Origin of the sequence: Rhodopseudomonas sp. G2_2311 (assembly GCF_047501505.1) — a bacterium.
GTDB lineage: Bacteria > Pseudomonadota > Alphaproteobacteria > Rhizobiales > Xanthobacteraceae > Rhodopseudomonas > Rhodopseudomonas palustris_H.
Genome location: NZ_JAZDRK010000004.1, coordinates 45,870 through 62,915 on the forward strand (window position 1 = coordinate 45,870; position 17,046 = coordinate 62,915).

Annotated in this window: 14 protein-coding genes; 3 read left to right on the plus strand and 11 right to left on the minus strand. The window is 65.8% G+C overall.

Going from position 1 to position 17,046, the window contains the following annotated elements; genetic code table 11:
• Positions 1-23: 23 nt before the first annotated feature.
• The 8 genes from VRZ08_RS07985 to flgB form a co-directional block, all read right to left on the minus strand.
• The gene (locus VRZ08_RS07985) at positions 24-1,055 is read right to left on the minus strand and encodes a Tim44 domain-containing protein (protein WP_264053136.1); all 1,032 of its coding nucleotides are present in this window, start codon (positions 1,053-1,055) and stop codon (positions 24-26) included.
• 329 nt (positions 1,056-1,384) lie between these two features.
• Positions 1,385-3,949 carry a cell cycle histidine kinase CckA gene (gene cckA, locus VRZ08_RS07990; RefSeq protein ID WP_414532448.1) on the minus strand — a complete coding sequence of 855 codons (2,565 nt, stop codon included), beginning with the start codon at positions 3,947-3,949 and terminating at the stop codon, positions 1,385-1,387.
• A gap of 187 nt (positions 3,950-4,136) precedes the next feature.
• Positions 4,137-5,210, minus strand: a complete 1,074-nt coding sequence (gene flhB / locus VRZ08_RS07995) for a flagellar biosynthesis protein FlhB (RefSeq protein WP_263989373.1) — start codon at positions 5,208-5,210, stop codon at positions 4,137-4,139.
• A gap of 26 nt (positions 5,211-5,236) precedes the next feature.
• Complete coding sequence (fliR, locus tag VRZ08_RS08000) at positions 5,237-6,004, minus strand: flagellar biosynthetic protein FliR (protein WP_107346693.1); 768 nt, start codon at positions 6,002-6,004, stop codon at positions 5,237-5,239.
• 106 nt (positions 6,005-6,110) lie between these two features.
• Positions 6,111-6,374, minus strand: coding sequence for a flagellar biosynthesis protein FliQ (gene fliQ / locus VRZ08_RS08005; RefSeq protein WP_011159421.1), 264 nt, complete (start codon positions 6,372-6,374; stop codon positions 6,111-6,113).
• Between the two features lie 163 nt (positions 6,375-6,537).
• Positions 6,538-6,843, minus strand: coding sequence for a flagellar hook-basal body complex protein FliE (fliE, locus tag VRZ08_RS08010; protein WP_011159422.1), 306 nt, complete (start codon positions 6,841-6,843; stop codon positions 6,538-6,540).
• A gap of 35 nt (positions 6,844-6,878) precedes the next feature.
• Complete coding sequence (gene flgC / locus VRZ08_RS08015; protein ID WP_011159423.1) at positions 6,879-7,304, minus strand: flagellar basal body rod protein FlgC; 426 nt, start codon at positions 7,302-7,304, stop codon at positions 6,879-6,881.
• Positions 7,305-7,325: 21 nt separating this feature from the next.
• Positions 7,326-7,733: a flagellar basal body rod protein FlgB gene (flgB, locus tag VRZ08_RS08020; protein ID WP_012497251.1), complete on the minus strand. Its 408-nt coding sequence runs from the start codon at positions 7,731-7,733 to the stop codon at positions 7,326-7,328.
• A gap of 319 nt (positions 7,734-8,052) precedes the next feature.
• Here flgB and VRZ08_RS08025 point away from each other — a divergent pair, with 319 nt between their 5' ends.
• Together VRZ08_RS08025 and fliP are read left to right on the plus strand one after the other, a co-directional pair.
• On the plus strand, positions 8,053-9,201 hold the full coding sequence (locus VRZ08_RS08025; protein ID WP_414532224.1) for a flagellar biosynthetic protein FliO: 1,149 nt from the start codon (positions 8,053-8,055) through the stop codon (positions 9,199-9,201).
• Positions 9,198-9,962, plus strand: coding sequence for a flagellar type III secretion system pore protein FliP (gene fliP, locus VRZ08_RS08030; protein ID WP_414532225.1), 765 nt, complete (start codon positions 9,198-9,200; stop codon positions 9,960-9,962). The genes VRZ08_RS08025 and fliP overlap by 4 nt, the downstream gene beginning before the upstream one ends.
• 169 nt (positions 9,963-10,131) lie before the next feature.
• Here fliP and VRZ08_RS08035 read toward each other — a convergent pair whose 3' ends face one another.
• Entirely contained in the window at positions 10,132-13,875 is a 3,744-nt protein-coding gene (locus VRZ08_RS08035; RefSeq protein WP_414532226.1) for a tetratricopeptide repeat protein, read from the minus strand.
• Between the two features lie 477 nt (positions 13,876-14,352).
• On the opposite strand from VRZ08_RS08035, the gene VRZ08_RS08040 reads away from it, so the two are divergent.
• Positions 14,353-14,682 (plus strand): GrlR family regulatory protein, encoded by a 330-nt coding sequence (locus tag VRZ08_RS08040; RefSeq protein WP_263989375.1) that lies wholly within the window; start codon positions 14,353-14,355, stop codon positions 14,680-14,682.
• Positions 14,683-14,711: 29 nt separating this feature from the next.
• On the opposite strand, the gene VRZ08_RS08045 is transcribed toward VRZ08_RS08040, so the two are convergent.
• Positions 14,712-16,235: a carboxylesterase/lipase family protein gene (locus VRZ08_RS08045; protein ID WP_414532227.1), complete on the minus strand. Its 1,524-nt coding sequence runs from the start codon at positions 16,233-16,235 to the stop codon at positions 14,712-14,714.
• Between the two features lie 25 nt (positions 16,236-16,260).
• Complete coding sequence (locus VRZ08_RS08050) at positions 16,261-16,884, minus strand: TetR/AcrR family transcriptional regulator (RefSeq protein WP_414532228.1); 624 nt, start codon at positions 16,882-16,884, stop codon at positions 16,261-16,263.
• Positions 16,885-17,046: the final 162 nt, after the last annotated feature.

The following is a 17,046-nucleotide window of genomic DNA, read 5'->3' on the forward strand; positions in this document are numbered from 1 at the left end:
CTGGATCGCTCGGGAGCAGAGCGTCAGTTGGTCTGCTGGATCGCGGCCAATTCCCAGCTCGCGCCGGGGCGCCGGGTAAAGGTCCAGATCTCGGTGACCTCGATCGGCGTGTCGCTGCCGGCGACCAGGCGATTGGTGCCGCGCTCCAGGGTCTTGTCGACCAGCGAGAACCGCATCGCCACCGTGGCGTAGTCGGTTTCGCCCTCGCGCCAGGCTTCGGCGAGATCGCCCTGCAGCAGCTTCACATCCGACACCTTGTTGATGTCGTTGTTGGCCTTGTTCTCCTCCAGGTCCTTGGCGAAGTACGACGCCATTTCCGGAGTGGCGAGCTGGCGCAGCCGGTCGATGTCTTCATTCGACCACGCCGCCTGGATGTCGCCGAGCAGGCGCTCGAACGCCTCATAGTCGTCCGGCTTGATCTCCAGCGGCCGGTCGTTGCTGGCGCTGGCGCCGCCACCGAAGCCGAAGCCGCCGCGCGAGGCCGGCTGCGCCGCCGGGTTGGCCGATTGGTTCATCGCATAGGCGCCATCGGGCCGCGGGCCCTGGCCGGCCACCGGACCGGGCGCATAGGCCGCCTGCGGGTTGTTGCGGCGCTGCCACCAGCCCCAGGCCAGACGCGCCAGGATCACGACCAGCGCCACCTGCAGCACCAGCCCGATGATCGAGGCGAAGCTGCCGAGACCCGACAGGAAGCCGCCGCCGAACAGCATGCCGAGCAGGCCGGCGCCGAGGAAGCCAGCGGCAAGGCCGCCGAGCATGCCCATGCCCGGGCGGTTGAAGAAGCCGCCCTTGTTGGCGGCGGCGCCCGCCGCCGGGCCGCTCATGCCGGGGCCGCCCGGCTGGCTATAGGTGCGGTTGAACGGTTGAGCGGCCCCCGGCGCCGTGTTGGTGCTGGGCGGTGCCGAGAAGCTGCGCGAGCCGCGCGAACCGGAGCTCGAGCCGCCGCCGATGCGCGCGTCGGCCGCCGACGTCAGCGCCAACGACAGCGGCATCGCGAGCGACATCGCCACAGCAAGAGCGGTCATAAAGCCGCGGGTGCGGTGCAAGAAATTCATGTTACTCCCTCAATCCCCGGCAGGGGGAAGCTCCGTAAAAATGGGCACCAGCCTCCAAAAAGGAAGCGGGCGCGTCGTCGCACACCTGCGGCCCTCGGTCGCGGGGAGTACGATGAACCTAACGAGGCGTTAAGAAATCCGCCGTCGCATTGCAACTGATCGGCAATGCGAACTGGCACCACCATCAGTCTCGTCATGCCGCCTCGTGCTCGCATCCGCGACACGCGGAGATATCAACGACAAAAACGTGCATGGCCGGGACAAGCCCGGCCACGACGAAATTGAAGGGCGTTGCGCTCATCGAAGCGAGCGCTGTCCGCCGCACGCGTTCAGTTCGGCGCCATCGTCTCCTTCACCTTCGCGACCAGCGCGCTCAGCGCGAACGGTTTGGCCAGGAAGGCGAATTGCTCGTTCTCCGGCAGGCTCTTCTCGAACGCATCCTCGGCGTAACCGGAGACGAAGATGATCTTCAGGTCCGGGTTGCGGGCGCGCATCGCTTTCAGCAGCGTCGGGCCGTCCATTTCCGGCATCACCACGTCGGACACGACGAGATCGACTTCGCCGCCATGGGCATCGAATTCTTCCAGCGCTTCGACGCCGTTGGAAGCTTCGATCACCTCATAGCCGCGCGAGCGTAGGCCGCGGGCGTTGAGCGAGCGCAGGCCTTCCTCGTCTTCTACCAAGAGGATGGTGCCCTGCCCGGTCAGGTCGGCGCGCGGCTTCGGCGCCGCCGGTGCCGGCTCGGGTGCCGTGCCGCTGGCCGCGGGAGTCTCAACCTGCGGCTCGGCGACCTGCTCGTGGCGCGGCAGATAGATGCGGAAGGTAGTGCCCTTGCCGATTTCCGAATCGACGTACACGAAGCCGCCAGTCTGCTTGATGATGCCGTACACCGTCGACAGCCCGAGCCCGGTGCCCTTGCCGACTTCCTTGGTCGAGAAGAACGGCTCGAAGATCTTGTCGAGAATTTCCGGCGGAATGCCGGTGCCGGTGTCGGAGACTTCGACGCAGACATAGTCGGCGGCCGGCATGCCATTGTGGCCGAGCTGCGAGGCAGCGGAGGCGGAGACGTTGGCGGTGCGGATCGTCAGCTTGCCGCCGTCGGGCATCGCGTCGCGGGCGTTGACCGCGAGATTGACGATCACCTGCTCGAATTGCGAGACGTCGGCCTTGGTCCGCCACAGATCGCGACCGTGCTGCATCTCCAGCGAGATCTTCTCGCCGATCAGCCGCTTCAACAGCCGATCGATGTCGGTCAGCGCCTCGCCGAGATCGAGCACCTGCGGACGCAGTGTCTGTTTGCGCGAGAATGCCAAGAGCTGCCGCACCAGCGTCGCGGCGCGGGTGGCGTTCTGCTTGATCTGCATAATGTCCTGGAACGACGGGTCGGTCGGCTTGTGCGCGTTCAGCAGGAAGTCGTTGGCCATCATGATGGCCGACAGCACGTTGTTGAAGTCGTGCGCGATGCCACCGGCGAGCTGGCCGATGGTGTCCATCTTCTGCGCCTGGTTGACCTGGTTCTCCAGGGCGCGGCGCTCGGTGGTTTCGAGCATGTGGACGATGGCCGCTTCGTTGTCGGTCTCGTCGCTGACCGCGGTCACGAAGAACTGGCCCCAGCGCTCCTTGGCGCTGTCGAGCATCACTTCGACCGGCGCGATATCGGCCTGACCCTTGGCGGCCTGCTCGATCGCGCCTGCCAGCACCGCGCGGTCGCGCGCCGACGCCGCCGCCAGGATCGACTTGGAAGCCGAAGCGCCGGCCGGGTCGAGGCTCTGCGCCAGCTTGGCAAGCCGCGCGTTCGCCCGCACCACCGCACCCGTCTTATCGACGGTAGCGATCGCCATCGGCGTCTGGTCGAAGAACCGCATGAAGCGGATTTCGGCGGCACGCTGCGGATCGAGCCGATCGTCGCGGGCACGGCTGATCACCAGCGTGCGCGACGGCCCCGGAGTGCCGTCGGCGCCGAAGGCGAGCTTGTGATAGAGCCGCACCGGCACGGTCTGGCCGCCGCGCTTCTTCAGGTCGATGTCGAAGACTTCGGTCTTCACCTCGCCCGGCTCCGGCACGATCGAAGTCAGCAGCGCGGCGCCGTCGCCCGAAACCACGTCCGACAGCTTCAGGCCACCGGAGCCGATCTCGGCGAGGTCATGATCGAGCCAGTTCGCCAGCGTGGCGTTGACATAGACGAGGTTGCCGGCCGGATTGACCGAGAAGAACCCGCAGGGCGCATGGTCGAGATATTCGATCGCGTGCTGCAGGGTCTGGAACACGTCCTCCTGGCGCTCGCGGTCGCGGGTGATGTCGGCGATCGACCACACCGTCTGCCGAGCCTCGCGCTTGCTGGTGCCGAGCGGGCGAACCCGCAGACGCATCCAGCGGCCCTGGGTGCCGTCGGCCCCGGCAACCCGCACTTCCTCCTGCAGCCGGCGTCCCTCGCGCGCGGCCTTGAGCAGCCGGAACACCGCCTCGGAGACATCGGGATTACCGATGAACACCCGCTCCACCGGGCGGACGTCCTGCATCGTCGCCGCACCGGTCAGCGCCAGATAGGTCGAGTTGGCATAAACGACGTGGCCGCCGGCGTCGGTGACTGCGATACCGTCGAACGCGTTTTCGGGAATCGCCCGCAGGATCGGATCTTCGGCGGAGCGGTCGGCGAAGCCGATGATACCGGCCGCGAACGCGAACAGCATGAACAGACCGACCATCGCCAGCAGCGCCAGCAGGCCGAGAATGTAAGGCTGGGCGCCGGCTCGGCCGAGCGTCATGAACGCTACGGCGGCGGCGACGATGGCGCCGGCCAGCAGCAGCACAAGCGCGATACTGCCGCCGCGGCGGGCCGGCTCCGGCGAGGCCGGACGCGGCTCGGGCGAAGCTTGTTGATCGTTGATGGTCATGGTCACCGAACCGGTCCCTTGCCCGCCGGGCACGCGGCGGCGCGGCTCCAACTGCCTGAATCGCGGCCGGAAACGCAAGACCATCCTCCGGCCCGTCCGCAGGCCATCAAGGACAATCCGCTCCGGCTTCCCGCGCCAGGGCGGCGCGCCGCCCGCCCCGCTCCTCGCTGCTGATGCATCGCCCCGCTCAATTGCTGCGGCCGGACCACGCCCGCTTCAGGTTCATGACGTAACCAATCACCTCGGCGACCGCCTGGTAGTGTTCGACCGGGATCTCATCGTCGATCTCCACGGTGGCGTACAACGCGCGCGCCAGTGGCACGTTCTCGACGATTGGCACGTCGTGTTCCTTCGCGACTTCCCGGATCTTGAACGCCACCGCGTCAACACCCTTGGCGACGCAGATCGGCGCCGACATGCCGCGCTCGTATTTCAGCGCCACCGAGAAGTGGGTCGGGTTGGTGATGACCACCGACGCATTCGGCACCTCGGCCATCATCCGCTTCTTCATCCGCTGATAGCGGAGCTGCCGCAACCGGCCCTTGATGTGCGGATCGCCTTCCGACTGCTTGAATTCTTCCTTGATTTCCTGCAGCGACATCTTCTGCTTTTCGTGCCACTGCCGATACTGGAAGAAGTAATCGCCGACCGCCACGAAGGCGAGCATCGCCACCACCGCGCCGAGCAGCTTCAGCGTCAGCGCCACGGTGACGCCGAGCAGCACTGAGACGTCCATCTTCAGCAGCGCGTCGAGCCGGTCGTGCTCGGGATACAGCACCGCCACCATCACGATGCCGAGCGCCACGACCTTGAACAGGCCCTTGAGGAAGTTGGCCATCGCCTGCTTGCCGAACAGCCGCTTGGCGCCTTCGAGCGGCGACAGCTTGCTGAATTTCGGCGTCAGCGCCTCGGCGGAAAACACCAGCCGGTGCTGAATCATGTTGCTGGCGATCGCGACGATCACCAGCATCAACAGCGGAATGCCGATCGCCGCCAGCGTCGCGTAGGACAGGCTCTTGGCGAGCGCGATCAGCCCGTCGCCGTCGACGCGGAGCATCCAGGACTTTTCGATCAGATTGCGCATCGGCGCGAGAATGCCGGCGCCGATCGACTCGTGGAACGAGGACAGCACCAGCGTCGCGCCGGCGATCAGGAACCAGGTGTTGACCTCCTGGCTCTTGACGACGTCGCCGCGCTTGAGTGCATCGTCGAGACGTTTTTGTGTCGGCTCTTCTGTTTTCTCGTCACTGTCCTCGGACATCGTTCAGCTCCGAACGACGCCGAGCGTCAGCGTGGCATCAGATCGTGCATCACGCCGCCGAAATAGCCGAGGAAAGCGCCCATCATCGTGGTCAGCACCACCGCGAGCACGATGAATCCGATCACGATCGAAAGCGGAACGCCGACGAAATACACCTGCATCTGCGGCATCAGCCGCGCCAGCACGCCAAGCCCGATGTTGAACACCAGGCCGAACACCAGGAACGGCGCCGACAATTGCAGGCCGAGCTTGAACGCAGCCGCGAACGCCTTGGTGGCCAGCGCCGCGACGTCGCCGGTGTGCATCAATTCGCCCGGCGCGAACACCTTGTAGCTGTCGCTCAGCGCCTGGATCACCAGATAGTGCATGTCGGTGGCGAACAGCAGCGTAACGCCGAGCATCGTCAGAAAATTGCCGACCACCACGCCCTGCTGGCCCTGCGTCGGATCGACGGCCGAGACGAAGCCGAGCCCGAGCTGCTGGGCGATCACCGCGCCCGCGACCTGCAGCGCCGACAGCGTCACCCGCGCGGTGGCGCCGAGCACAATGCCGACCGCAATCTCCTGCAGCATCAGCACCAACAGCGGCGTCAGCGACGACATGTCGATCTGATAGGCCGAGCGATGCAGCGGCAGCATGATCAGCGTCAGCATGAGCGCGATCGACAGCTTCACCCGCGTCGGGATGTTGCTCTCGCCGAACGCCGGCATCAGCATCACCATCGAGCCGATGCGTGCGAACACCAGCATGAAGGTGGCGGCGAGCGCCGGCAGGAAGGTCAGGTCGATGCGCATCGCGGCTGTCTGATTCGGAGCGCGCGTCAAAAGGTCGTGCGCCACAGCCGCGCGATGCGGCGACGGCGGATGCGACCAGCGAAGCGGCGCGGGCTCCGATCATGCGTCAACCGCCGATGATTCGCGATGAGATCCGCATCATCTGCGAGTGCAGCGCGTCGGCCATGAAGGGCAGCGCCAGCACCAAGGTGACGAACATCGCCAGGATTTTTGGCACGAACACCAGCGTCTGTTCCTGAATCTGGGTCAGCGCCTGGACCAGCGACACCGCGACGCCGACCACCAGGCCGACCACCATCAGCGGCGCCGACACCACGACGATGGTCCAGATCGCGTCGCGGGCGACGTCGAGGGTTTCGGGGCCGGTCATGAGAGAATCCTTGTGTCGACGATTGTGGCAGTGGTGGTGTTCGGTCTCGCCATCGTCATCGCGAGGAGCGGAGCGACGAAGCGATCCAGGAGCGCGGTGCGCCGGGCCCTGGATTGCTTCGCTTCGCTCGCAATGACGATGCCTATCGGTAAAGGTGCCGCCGTCAGATCGGCATCCGCATGATTTCTTCGTAGGACTGGATCACCCGATCGCGGACCGACACCAGCGTCGACACCGCGACGTCGGTTTCGGCGACCGCGGTCACCACATCCATCACGTTGGATTTGCCGGAGGCCATCGCCATCGACTGCGCGTCGGACTTGCGGCCGGCGTCGAGCACGCTGCCCATCGCTTGCTTGACCAGGTTGCCGAATGACGGAGCGTCTTCGCCCCCCTTGTCTGCGCCGGCCGGCTTGGCCAGGCGGGCGAGGCTCGCATAGGCATTCGCTGCTGAAATCGGGGAGGCCATGGGTCAGTGTCCTGGTGCGATGCTGGGGAAGCGGATCAGGCTTTGAGAATGTCGAGCGTGCGCTGGATCATCCGGCGGGTGGCGCTGATGACGTTGAGGTTGGCCTCGTAGGACCGCTGCGCATCGCGCATGTCGGTCATTTCGATCACCGGATTGACGTTCGGGTACTTGACGTTGCCGTTGGCGTCGGCAGCCGGGTTGGTCGGCTCGTATTTGACGCGGAACGCCGAGGTGTCCGGCTTGACCCGGCCGAGCGCCACGACGCGGGCGTCGAGCGTGCGGTCGAGCGCCGACGTGAAGGTCGGCACCTTGCGGCGATACGGGTCGCCGCCCGGGTTCTGCGCCGTGGAGTCGGCGTTGGCGACGTTTTCCGAGATCACTCGCATCCGGCCCGCCTGCGCGCGCAGGCCGGAAGTGGCGATACCCATCGAGCGGGCGAAGTCGTTGCCGTCGTCTGCCATGGTTTAGCCTCCCGGCGCTTCTCAGCGCTTGCCGATTGCGGTCTTGAGCAGGCCGAGACTGCGGCTGTAGAGCGAGGTCACGGCGGCGTAGTCCATCTGGTTGGACGAGACCTTCAGCATCTCGTCCTCGAGGTTCACGGCATTGCCGGCCGGACGGGTCTGGAAGCCGCCGTTGTTGTTGGTGGAGAAGCTCGGCGAGCCGCCCGGCGGGGTCAGATGCGACGCGCTGGTGCGCATCAGCGGCAGCGATCCGCCCGGACCGCCGGCGGCCTGACCTTCCGGGGTGAATTTCGGCTCCACCAGATCCCGCGGCCGGAAGTTCGGCGTGTCGGAATTGGAGATATTTTCCGCAAGCACCTTCTGGCGCTCCTGATGCCACTGCATCTTGGTGCGCAACGCGTTGAGCTCGGGGAGATCGTTGATCGGCATAGCCGCCTCCGCCCCGGTCTTGCCGCCACGCGATTCCGCCGGGTAGGCAGAATTTGCCGCCCCTATGGTTAACGACTGGTTAAGAGGTCCGAGCTGCATGCCGGACGCAGTGGTAACTGCGGCGAAAACCGCACCAAACGCGGTTTGGGCGGCATGATTGGTGGATTATAAGAAGAAACGGATGGCAGTTCTTGCCGGGGATTATTAAGAAGGGACGAGGCGGGCCGCCGCGCGTCACCGGAACTGGTCGCGTTCGCATTCCGGAATGGGCGCTTCCGGAAAGCGCCAGGGCGCCAGCGTTGTTTGCCGGGGATACAGCATGTCATCGCAGCCATTGATGTTTTTTCTCGCATTTCTGGCCGTTCTGGCGCTGATTGGCGCCGCCGCCTGGCTGGTACGCCGCTTCGCCGGCAATCGGCTCGGCACCAATGCCAGCCGCGGCCGGATGCCGAGGCTCGCCGTGATCGACGCTGCCGCCGTCGATGGCCGCCGCCGCCTGGTTCTGGTGCGGCGCGACAATGTCGAACATCTGCTGATGATCGGCGGGCCGAGCGACATCGTGATCGAGCCCAACATCGTGCGTGCCACCCCGTCGCGGGATCAGTTGCCGACCCGCGCCGGCCTGGAGCCGCGCCTGACGGCGCCGGAGCCCGGCCAGTGGGAATCCGATACCGCCGCCGAGCTGCCGGAGCCGGAACTGCCGCCGATCCCGACACGACCGTTGCGCCCGGGTGCGGCCGAGGAGCCGCGCCGCGCGCCGCCGATGCCGGAGCGCCGTCCGGCCGATCCGTTCGCCAGCCTGGTGCCTGAACCGATCGCCCGCCCCGAACAGCCGCTACAGCCCTTGCCGCGGCCCGAGCCCCCGATGCCGCGCGTCGAGGCGCCGATCATGCGGGCTGAACCTCCGATCATGCGGGCGGACCCGCCGATCCTGCGGCCCGAGCCACCGATCGCACGCCCAGAGTCCCCGGTCCTGCGCCCCGAGCCGCCCGTTCTGCGCCCGGAACCGCCGGTGCTGCGTCCGGAGCCGCCGCGCCCCGAGCCGCGCATGGAGCCGGCCCCCCGTCCGCGCGCCGAGCCGGCCATGCCGCGGCCGCCGCGTCCGGAACCCAAGCCCGCCCCCATGCGCACTGAGCGCCCCGCGGCGCCGCCCGCGCCCTTGGCCCCGTCCCCCGCTCCCGCTGCGCCTGTCACCGCAGCCCTTGCGACCGCAGACCAAAATCTCGCCGAGATGGCCAACCGCCTCGAAGCCGCGCTGCGCCGTCCGCCGAATGCGCCGGCCGAGCCGGCTCCTCCGGTCGCGCCGGAGCCGCCAGCCCGTCCCAATCCGCCGACCCCGCGCGCTTCCGAGCCTGCCCCCGAAGAGCCGGCCGCAGCGGAAGCGCCTCCGGCCGCCGGTAAGACCGGGTTCGAGAGCCTCGAAGACGAAATGGCCGCGCTGCTCGGCCGCCCGAAGTCCCCTACGTGAGCGCCTCGGCCGGCCCGCGTAGAGTTTTCATCAGTTCATCTGTTCTGATCATCGCGGTTCTCGCGATGATCGTGCCTGCGCAGGCCCAAGACATCAGCATCAATCTCGGCGGCAATAGCCCCGGCGTCACCGAGCGCGCGATCCAGCTGATCGCGCTGCTGACGGTGCTGTCGATCGCACCGTCGATCCTGGTGATGATGACGTCGTTCACCCGTATCGTCGTGGTGCTATCGTTGCTGCGCACGGCGCTTGGCACGGCCACAGCGCCGCCGAATGCGGTGATCATCGCGCTGGCGCTGTTCCTGACCGCCTTCGTGATGGGACCGACTCTGCAGAAATCTTATGACGAAGGCATCAAGCCGCTGATCGCCAACGAGATCGGCGTCGACGACGCCATGGTGCGGGCGTCCGGTCCGCTGCGGATCTTCATGCAGAAGAACGTCCGCGAGAAAGATCTCAAGCTGTTCCTCGACCTGTCGGGCGAACCGCCACCGGCTACGCCGGAAGAGCTGTCGCTCCGCATCCTGATGCCAGCGTTCCTGATCTCGGAGCTGAAACGTGCCTTCGAAATCGGATTCCTGCTGTTCCTGCCCTTCCTGATCATCGACCTCGTCGTCGCATCGATCCTGATGTCGATGGGCATGATGATGCTGCCACCGGTCGTGGTGTCGCTGCCGTTCAAGCTGATCTTCTTCGTTCTGGTGGACGGCTGGTCGCTTGTCGCCGGCTCGCTGGTGCAGAGCTACACCGGCGGCGGATAGTCTCGCCGAGATCGACGCTGCGGATTTGGTTCTCTTCTCCACGGCTCATTCCGGTGCACGTGCGAAGCGCGTGAACCCGGACGCTCAGCTGCGCACAACAACCTCGGGATTCCGTGTTCGCAGGCTTCGCCTGCGCGCCGGAATGACGGTTGGAGACCGCGAAGAACTGCTACCGCGTCGCCTGGATGGCGCGGATCTTCGGCGGCACCTGGGGCAGCGTACCGGTGGCGGTGAGGTCGGCGCCGGGCGGCGGGTTGAGGCGGGCGCTGGCATCGGGGAAGCGCTGCTTCATCTCGCGCAGGAAGCCTTCGAGGGTATCGACGCTGGCGGCCATTTTGGCGATCGCCGCAAACGCAGCGCTATTGCCGGCGCTCGGCTGGCTGGCGATGTCGAAGGCAGCGCGATCGGCCGGATCGGTCATCAGCGGCGCAAACTTCTCGCGGAAACGATCGAGACCGAGCGCATCTTCGGCGAGCGCGTAACCGACCACGGCACGGATCACGTCGCTCTTCTCGGCCGACGACAGCGGCGTGAAGTCCTTCCAGCGGTCGCCGAGATACAGCTCGATCTGCTCGGAAGATTCGCGCCAGCGCCGCGCCGCCCAGTAGATGTCGGAACGCAGCCGGATCGCCTCGCGCCCACTGATATTGCTGATGATGTCGAGCGCCAGATCGTGGCGGCCGATGTCGCTCTGCGCACGCGCCTCGAGCAACAGCCGCTGCTGACGGAGTTCGCCGGCAAGATCAGCGATCCGCGACGAATGCAGCGCACCGATGGCGCGATCCGGCTTGCGGTTCATCAGGTAGATCATCGCCAGCTTGGCGGCGACCTGCGCCCGCGCCGCGCCTTCGAGACGCTTGTCGACCTGATACTGCAGAAGCTCGCTGGCCTGATCGAGCAGATCGACCGCGACCAGACGGTCGGCGAGCCGGCGGATCATCTCGTCGCCGCGCCGACCGATCGGGGTCAGTTCGCGATACTCGTAGAACATTGCGAGGGCTTCGATCGGCGGCAGGTCGTCGCCTTTGCTGCCTAGGAATATCTGCGCGAACAGCGCGCGGGCATCGTCCTGCGCCTTGCGGGCTGCTTCCGAATTCGGCGCAAGCTGGGTCGCAACCCGGGCCGCCTGCAGCGAATCCTGATAGCGGCCGGCGTCTGCGTACATCTTGGTCAGCAGCTGCTGGGTGTTCACTTCGAGCTGGTCGCCGCGCCAGTTCACCGACAGTCGCTCGAGATCAGGCAGTGCTTCGGCGGCTGTCAGTTCTTCGCGCTTCAGGCGCAGCACGATCTCGCGAAACCGTGCTTCGGCGGCGGCCTGGCGATCGGACGACGCCATCGCGTCCTTGTACTTCTTCAGCGCCTCCGGCTCGCGGCCGAGCGCCTCGTCGAGCCAGCCGCGCATCACCGCGACCTGCGGCTTGATCTCCGGCGGGATGCCGACCAAATCGAAATCGGTGCTGAGTTTTGCGGCGCCCGAATAGTCACGCACTTCCAGCGAGGCCCGCATCGCCGCGGCGAGCACGGCGCGCTGGATGTCCAGCGGCAGCGCCGTGATGGCGAACTGAACGCTCTTCAGCTTCTCGCGCGCCTCGGCCCATTTGCCCTGCCGCGCCAGCGCGACGCCCTTCCACATCTGCGCGTCGTAGGTCGAAGCAATCGCCGGATTGGCGACGTCCTTCAACGTCTGCTCCGGCCTCCACATCAGCGCGCTCGCGGCCGCATGGCCGAGCATGGTGGCGGCATCTTCCTGGCCGGGCTTGGTGGCGGACAGCGCAAGATCGAGCACGCCTTTGGCTTCGGGATAAAGGCCACGCGCCATGTAGAACCGCGCCAGATCGAGCCGGGCCGGCAACTTGTCGTCACCGCCCGCAACGGACGCAGCGTTGAGACGCTCGTCGAGCATGTCCTTGAAGCTACCGGTCTGATCCTTCGCCCATTGCCGGACATCGAAAAACGGCTTCTCGGATGCAGCATCACCGCCGCCGCTCTCCGCGGCGGAGGATAGCGTCAGGCCACCAGGCCGCGTCAGCAGCACGGCATCAGGAGTGGTTTCTACGGTGACGTCATCGGACTTCAGCTCGACAACGACGCCGTGGATCGACTCCAGCAGATTGAACTCGACGAAGTTCTGCCGCTTGATGAAGCCGCGCGGCGGCGGCAGCGCGGTGACCACCGTCAGCGTATCGCCCGCGTCGGGATCGGCGAGCTTCTGAACCTGGCCGAGCGCCGGCAACGACACCGAGACGCTGGCGCGGGTCGGATCGGCGATGTTGCGTACCGCCGACAGCGGCTGCGACGCCGCGCGGCCGGCATCGGCAAGCGTCACGGTCCAGCCCTTGCCTGCACCGTCGTCTTCGGTAAGCGTCGCAATCTGCGGGCGGCTGAGCCGGATCCGAATTGCTTGTCCGTTGGCGAGCGGGAGGCGGCTGGCGTCGCTGACCACCGCACTGCCCTCGCGGCGGATTGCCGACAGATCAAACGTCGCCGTGTTGTCGAGGACCAGCCACAGCACATCGCCGCGGCGGAACAGCGCCGCCGGGGTCGGAGCAGAAAACGCGAAGCTCAGACGAAGCCCATCCGTATTCAGCCGTACCTCGACCGGCCGCCCCTCATTCGAGACCGGCTTGGCGGCCACTGCCGGCGCAGGTGCGGGAGCCTGAGGCGCAGCCGGAGCCGTCTGCGGCGGCGCGATGCTCGGCGCCGCAGGTCCCGCTGGCGCGGCCGCGACTTGGCCACCTTTGGCAGGCGGGCCCGCTGGCGACGGCGTCGCTGAGGGCCCCGCCACAGACGGAGACGGCGCAGCAGCCGCCGCAGGTGCAGGTGCAGGCTGCGGACCGGCCGGCGTCGCCGGCTTCATGGCCTTGGCTTCCGCGGGAGCCGGCGCGGGCTTGGCCTCCGCCTTGTGATCGGCTTCCTTGGCGTCAGCCTTGTGGCCTGCGTCCTTCGCGTCGGGCTTGTGGCCGTTGTCGGCCTTGGGCTCCTGCTTCTGGATCTCCGCCTGCAGCGCCTTGGGATCGAGCTTGCCGATCTCCGGCAGCTTCAGTGCCTGCGGCCCCATGGTCTGACCGGACTCGGCGCCGCCCGGCTGGAAGCCGACATCGATGATGAAGTTCTTCTCTTCGCGGAACGAATGCACATCGGCGCCGCCGATCAGCGTGAAGTCGACGGTGGAATTACCGCCGTCGATGTTCTGCGCAATCGAAGCGACACCCGGCGGCGAGGCAAGTTGCGCGTCGGCGAGGTCGAAGGTCAGTGGCGTGTTGAACTGCACCGACAGCTTGCGGTCGGTCAGCGTCGACGCCACCCGCACGTCGGACGGCACTTCAAACACGTAGCGCACGAAGGTCGGCTGCACCGAGGTCCGCACCCGGATCGGTGGCCGCTTCTTCACTTCGGCGGTGGCGCGTTGCGCCTTCAGGGCGCGCTCGGCCGCGCGGGCGCGTTCAGCCAGTTCCTTCACAACGTCTTGCGGCAGTCCGGGCGGCGCGCCGGTCCAATTTTCTGGCAGCAGATCGACGAACAGCCGTTCGCCGGCCGCCATCGCGTTGACAGTGAGCTTCCGCGTCAGCGCCAGACGCAGCGCATAGCCGTCAGGATCAAGCCGCGCAGAGCCGATATAGCCGGGCGCGGAATCGGCGAGCTTGTCGACCGGAATATCGATCGGCCGCTTGAAGCGGATCACCACGATCAGGCCCGCGGTGGCGACGTCGGAGTCGACGTCCTCGGCCATCTTCAGCAGCAGCCGGCCGTATCCGCCCTTTGCTTCGAAGCTGGCTTCGCCGCGCACTTGCGCGGCCGCGGGCGCAACGGTCAGCGCGGCTGCGATCAGCAGCAGCAAGCCGGCAAGGCAGAGTCGTGCGACGCGCCCGACGAGCGCCTGTGACCAAACTCCAGCGGCAGCCATCCGCGCCATCCGTCGTGTCTTTCAGTCAACGACTCTGTCGTCTGCCGGTCCTAGGCGGCTTCGCCGCCAACAAAGATACTACGCTTCACGCATGCGCGTCGGCGCGGCGGAAGCGCGCAGAACCGCAGCCTGCCCCACTAGGGCACAAAAGCCGTTAACGGTGGTTTAACCATCGTCGGCTGCGGCAGGCTCACCCAGCTTCGGCACGGCATCGCGTCACAATCAGAGATTTAGATTGTCGAGGTAAACACGTTTTTGATAGTGATGCAGAAGGCGGGGAGCGCAACCGCCCGAACCATCCTTTTGTGTGACCGCGATCGCTGTGCCCTTCCCGCCCGCCGTTGTCGGCCGTCCTGACGGACGCCGCACGACGCGTCGACGCTTCGGATCGGCTCGGGCCACCGAGGAAACCATGGACGATCAAAGCTGCGCCCGCCGCCGATCTGGCGCGCGGATACGCCACTGGGAATTGGACTGACGACCGCCATGCTGCTGAAGGGTCTCTACAAGGTCGAATTCGAAACGCCGCGGCGCAAAGCGGTCGGCGTGATCTTCGCATCCGATGGAAGGCTGCACGGCGGCAGTTCGGCATTCGCGTATGTCGGCGCCTACGAACAGAACGGCCAGACCATCCATGGCACCATCACGGCGCGCCGGCACACCAGCGATCCGGCGATCCAGTCGGTGTTCGGCGTCGACGAGGTGCGGGTCGACTTCCACGGCTCGACGATCGGCGACTACGCGCAGGTCGAAGGCATGGCGGCGGAAGCCCCATCGCTCGGCTTCAAGGCGCTGCTGACCCGGATCAGCCAATAGCTTAAAAAGGTATGATCGAGCCCTGCACGTCAGGTCACGACGAATTCGCCCCATGCCAACCGGCGATCGCGTCGGGGGTCACTTTCGTCGCGGTCGGTGTGATCAAAGATCCGCGTCATACGCCTATCGAGATCGTAGGTTGGCCAGCGCGGCTGGGCACCGCGGGCAAAACCGAGAAGATCGCCCTGAAAGCGGCGGCTCATCTCCCGCGAGGCCTTTTTGCTAAACAAGTCCAGCTTTCCCAAATCGCCCTCGCCGGTCGTTCCAAACAGCATCGACAAATCGAGCCCGTGAGTGGCGGCGCCAAATATCAAACGCGTCAATGGCGTCGCATAGTCGAACCGATAGACCCAGCAGGGCGCGACCCGAGCATGGCCCTCCGCAATCAGCACAGACGGATGCCAAAAGGTGAAGTCGCCTCCGACATCGATCGCCGCGCGCTTGGACGGATAGCCATGATAGACCGACGCGATCCGTTCGCGAACAGCCCAACCAGATCGCTTGAACATGTCCTCCAACCGATTTGGTCGGGTGGCGATCACCGTAAGCACCTTGTCGAGAATAGCTCCCTCGCGCGACATCGTGCCGATAACGAGTGGTACTGGGTGCGCCTTCCCCGAACGAAACGCATCAATTGGAGAGAAAGGTAGGAAGTCGCCGTCCACCACCGGCGAGGTGGGCAGCATTCCGGCAACGGCATCCGGCGCCACGTCGTAGAAGAACCGGCCGGACGCCTCGCAAAGCGTCTCGGCCGAAAGCCGCTTCAATGAATGGGAGACTGCGGCCTTGTCGTCCGGATCGAGCCCCAGCAGTCTAACAATCTCTGCGGCCCAGGTTCGATGCCTCTCTGGCCCGAAAGCCGACCCCGCGTTCGGACTCATCGCAATGGCCCGGTGGAAGAGCCCAGCGGCGGATGGAATACACATCAAGGTGACGACGGACATCGCTCCCGCCGACTGTCCGACGATCGTCACTCGATCCGGATCGCCGCCGAAGGCTGATATGTTGCGCTTGATCCATCCGAGCGCTGTGACCTGATCACGCAAGCCCGGGTTGCTCTGGATCGGGCTTTCCGGCGTCGACCACGCGGAGAAATCGGAGAAGCCGAAGACGCCGACGCGATAATTGAAACTCACGTAGATCACGTCGCCGGATTTCACCAGCCCATCGCCGCGGTACAGCGGAGCTCGAGTGCCACCGACCGAAAAGCCACCGCCGTAAATCCATACGATGACGGGGCGAAGGTTGCCGCTCGGTTGGAGCGGCGCCGAAACATTGACGGTCAGACAGTCCTCTGAGATCGGCGTTGTCTTTCCGGCTCCGCCGATCGCCTCGTATCCCCTTTTCTGCATCGGGATCGGACCGAACTCGGAAGCGTCGCGCACGCCTTGCCAAGCATTGGGAGGCTGCGGCGCGTTAAAGCGCAGTGCACCAGCAGGCGCGGCGGCGAACGGAATACCGCGCCACGTCCTCACGCCATCGGCGACGATCCCACGAACGGAGCCGCATTCAGTCTCAACGAGTAGGTCACTGTCTAGATGATGATTGGACATTCGAGACCTCGTGCGATCAGCAACGTCATCGTGAGTTGGAGCAGCTTGATGGTTCGCGGCGCGCAGCCAAGAACAGCGCGATCCGCTGACGGGCGAGCGCCAAGGTCTCATCCGTAACCGCGCACGGATAAAGCCCCAAGGCCGCCGCCCGCATGCGAGGGCCGACCACCAGATCCCAGAGGATCTGCGCATCAACCTCCGGGTCAGCACCGATCGAGCTCAGCACGACATCAAGCCGGCTCATCGCTCGAAGCCGCACATCCTCCAGCACCGGGACGATTTGCGGAAACCGCACCGCCTCCGCGAGGAACCTGCGTTCCATGGCGATGATATCAGGGTGCAGGAAGTAGTTGAGAAGAACGACGCAGACATCGAACAACTGCTCCGCGGGCGGACGATCGTCCGGCTCCACCGGTGGAAGCGCGTCGATCCTGGATGCCGCGTAACTGTTCGCAGCCGCTCGGAACAACTCCGCCTTGGATGGAAAGCGGCTGTAAAGACTGCGCTTGGCAACGCCCAGCCGCACGGCCAATTCGTCGATCGTCGTTTCGGCAAAGCCCTTTTCGAGAAACATCTCGATCGCCACCGCGACAATGCGCTCCGTCAGTTCTTCCGACTGCTCAAGTGTTGGACGTCCGCGCCGGCTCATTCCGCCTCACTACCATTGCCCGAACGATCCTATGGAGCAGGTCAGCCATTAATGCAACGATATCGTTGCATTAAATTTCGACAGACCAATTCGGCTAGTGGCTGGCGCAGCATCCAGCGGTCCAGGCAAATTTTGCGAGTGGCCAAGCGGCTTAGTGTGGTT